This window comes from Azonexus caeni, assembly GCF_048146105.1.
In the GTDB taxonomy this organism is placed as follows: domain Bacteria; phylum Pseudomonadota; class Gammaproteobacteria; order Burkholderiales; family Rhodocyclaceae; genus Azonexus; species Azonexus aromaticus_B.
This window is the reverse complement of the sequence record NZ_JBKJAD010000049.1, coordinates 1-2,406: the sequence shown is the minus strand read 5'-3', so window position 1 is coordinate 2,406 and position 2,406 is coordinate 1. Positions and strand designations below refer to the sequence as shown.

Sequence of the window (2,406 nt, the reverse complement as noted above, 5' to 3'; positions counted from 1 at the left end):
GTAAGCCCCCGGCAAACCCAGCTTGATTTCTGACTCAGTCTATCGATTCGAGCCGCCAGCGATGCGGCAGCAATTCGCCGATCCGGCTGTTGGGCTGGGTTGGCAGGCGAGACAGGATGTCTTTCAGGTAGAGGAAGGGATCGTGGCCATTGAGCTTGGCGGACTGGATCAGACTCATGATGGCTGCCGCCCGCTTGCCGGCGCGCAAGCTGCCGGCGAATAGCCAGTTCTTCCGGCCCGTGGCAATCGGGCGGATGCGGTTCTCGATCCAGTTGTTGTCGATCGGCACCTGAGCGTCGTCGGCGTAATGAACGAGCGCGGTCCAGCGTTTGAGGCTGTAATCGATCGCCTTGGCCGTCGATGAGCCGTTGGGTACCTGGCATCGGTGCCGGGTCAGCCAGTCGTGAAATTCATCGAGAATCGGTTTGGCCTGCGCCTGACGGATTCGTCGCCGTTCGTCCGGGCTCAGTTCAGCAACTTCCCGCTCCACCTGGTAGAGCTTCTGAATGTAGGCCAGCGCCTGCTGGGCAATCTGGCTCTGGTTGTTGGCGTGCAGATCGAAGAATTTCCGGCGTGCATGCGCCATGCAGCCGGCTTCGGTCACGCCGTCGGCGATCAGCGCCTTGTAGCCTGCATAATCGTCGCAGACGAGTGTGCCGCGCCAGGTGCCGAGGAATTCCTGGGCATGCTTGCCGGCCCGGCTGTCGGCGAAATCGTAGATGACGGCCTTGATCGGTTCGAAGGCGCCGATGCTGTAGGACCAGAGATAGGCCCGATGTGTCTTTCCCTTGCCGGGGTCGAGCATCGCCACCGGGGTTTCGTCGGCATGCAGGACCGGGTAGGTCAGCATCTCGGCCTTCAAGGCATCGACCAGGGGTTGCAGGGTGACGCCCATCTGGCCGACCCACTCGGCCAGGGTCGATTGCGGAATCGGCAGACCGGCCCGGCCAAAGATGCCTTCCTGACGATACAGCGGCAGGTGATCCAGGTACTTGGCGATCAACACATGCGCGAGCAAGCCGGTGGTCGGGATCCCCTTGTCGATCACATGGGCGGGCACCGGGGCCTGGATCAGCGTTTCACATTGTTTGCAGGCCCATTTGCCGCGGATGTGACGTTCGACCGTAAAGGTGCCGGGCGTGTAGTCCAGCTTCTCGGCGACATCTTCGCCAATGCGCTGCATCTGGCAGCCGCAGGTGCAGGTGGTCGACTCCGGTTCGTGGTGGATTTCGGTACGCGGCAGTTCTGGCGGCAAAGGCTGGCGCTTGGCCTGGCCCTTCGGTTTCGTTTCCGAAAGCTGCGCCAACTCTTCGGTGATCGCCGCCATGTCGGCGGCGAGGGTTTCCTCGAACAACTGGCCCTGTTCCACCGGCAGGCGCTCGGCCTTGATGCCGAAGTAGTGGCGCTTGTAGTACGCCACTTCATGCGTCAGCTTGTCGATCTTGATCTTGCGCCAGTTGAGTTCGCGATCCTTGTGCGTGATGGCTGCCGATTGCTGGCGAACCAGTTCGCGCAGTTCGTCGGCGGTCAGTTGATCGAGGTTGGCGGGCAAGGTCATGGCCGACATCATGCCGTCCGCAAGGCGAACTGACTATCGTGGACTTCCCCAATGGTGGACGGTCAAAGAACTCGAACCACCCCGCCATCGGCCAGACGTTCCCACGGCAGGCCGAGAATTAGCGCATCGAATTGCCCCCGGGTCAAGGCGACGCGGCCATCGCCGGCGCGAAGTTGAAACCGCCCCTGGTTCAGACGACGGTTGGCCAGCCAGACGCCGTAGCCATCATGCACCAGCACCTTCAACCGAGTACCGCGGCGGTTGGCAAAGAGATAGGCATGGTGCGGCTGCGCTTCGCCGAAGGTCCGCACGACCTGGGCCAGGATCGTTTCCGTTCCTGCACGCATGTCGAGCGGCCGGGTCGACAACCACAAGGCATCGACCCGGATCATCGCAGCCAGTCGATCAACCAGGCGGCACAATCGCCGGCGGCCTGGGCCGGCCAGTCGAGCTTGATCGCCGTGTTGCCTCGCCGGATCTCGATCCGGATATCGCGCGATGGCGCTTCGGCCGCTGCCAGCGGCAACGGCACGAACGCCGGCGCCATCCCCGATGCGACCTCCTTGACGGGTACCGGCAAGCGTCGGCTGGGCGGTTCAATGCCGCGATCCCGCAACCAGCGCCGAACCAAGTTGGCATTGACGCCGTTGGCCAGGGCAATCCCGGCCACCGAGGCGCCAGGCTCGCAGCTGGCTTCCACCACCGCCTGCTTGAACGCCTCCGGGTGATGCCGCCGCCGGCGAATTGGCTTCTGTATTTCCATTGATAGTGTCCACCATCGCTTTTAAGGGGACACTATCTTCGCGGTCTATCGGACCAATTTATAGGTGGGGTTGCCGGGGGCTTAC

3 protein-coding genes are annotated in these 2,406 nt (G+C 62.7%); all 3 read right to left on the bottom strand.

What is annotated here, in order from left to right; translation table 11 throughout:
- Positions 1-34: 34 nt before the first annotated feature.
- Positions 35-1,558: an IS66 family transposase gene (gene tnpC / locus ACLIIZ_RS20995; protein WP_416695633.1), complete on the bottom strand. Its 1,524-nt coding sequence runs from the start codon at positions 1,556-1,558 to the stop codon at positions 35-37.
- 62 nt (positions 1,559-1,620) lie between these two features.
- The gene (gene tnpB / locus ACLIIZ_RS20990; RefSeq protein WP_416695631.1) at positions 1,621-1,950 is read right to left on the bottom strand and encodes an IS66 family insertion sequence element accessory protein TnpB; all 330 of its coding nucleotides are present in this window, start codon (positions 1,948-1,950) and stop codon (positions 1,621-1,623) included.
- Positions 1,947-2,321 carry a transposase gene (locus ACLIIZ_RS20985; RefSeq protein ID WP_416695629.1) on the bottom strand — a complete coding sequence of 125 codons (375 nt, stop codon included), beginning with the start codon at positions 2,319-2,321 and terminating at the stop codon, positions 1,947-1,949. Before ACLIIZ_RS20985 ends, tnpB begins: the two co-directional genes overlap by 4 nt.
- Positions 2,322-2,406: the final 85 nt, after the last annotated feature.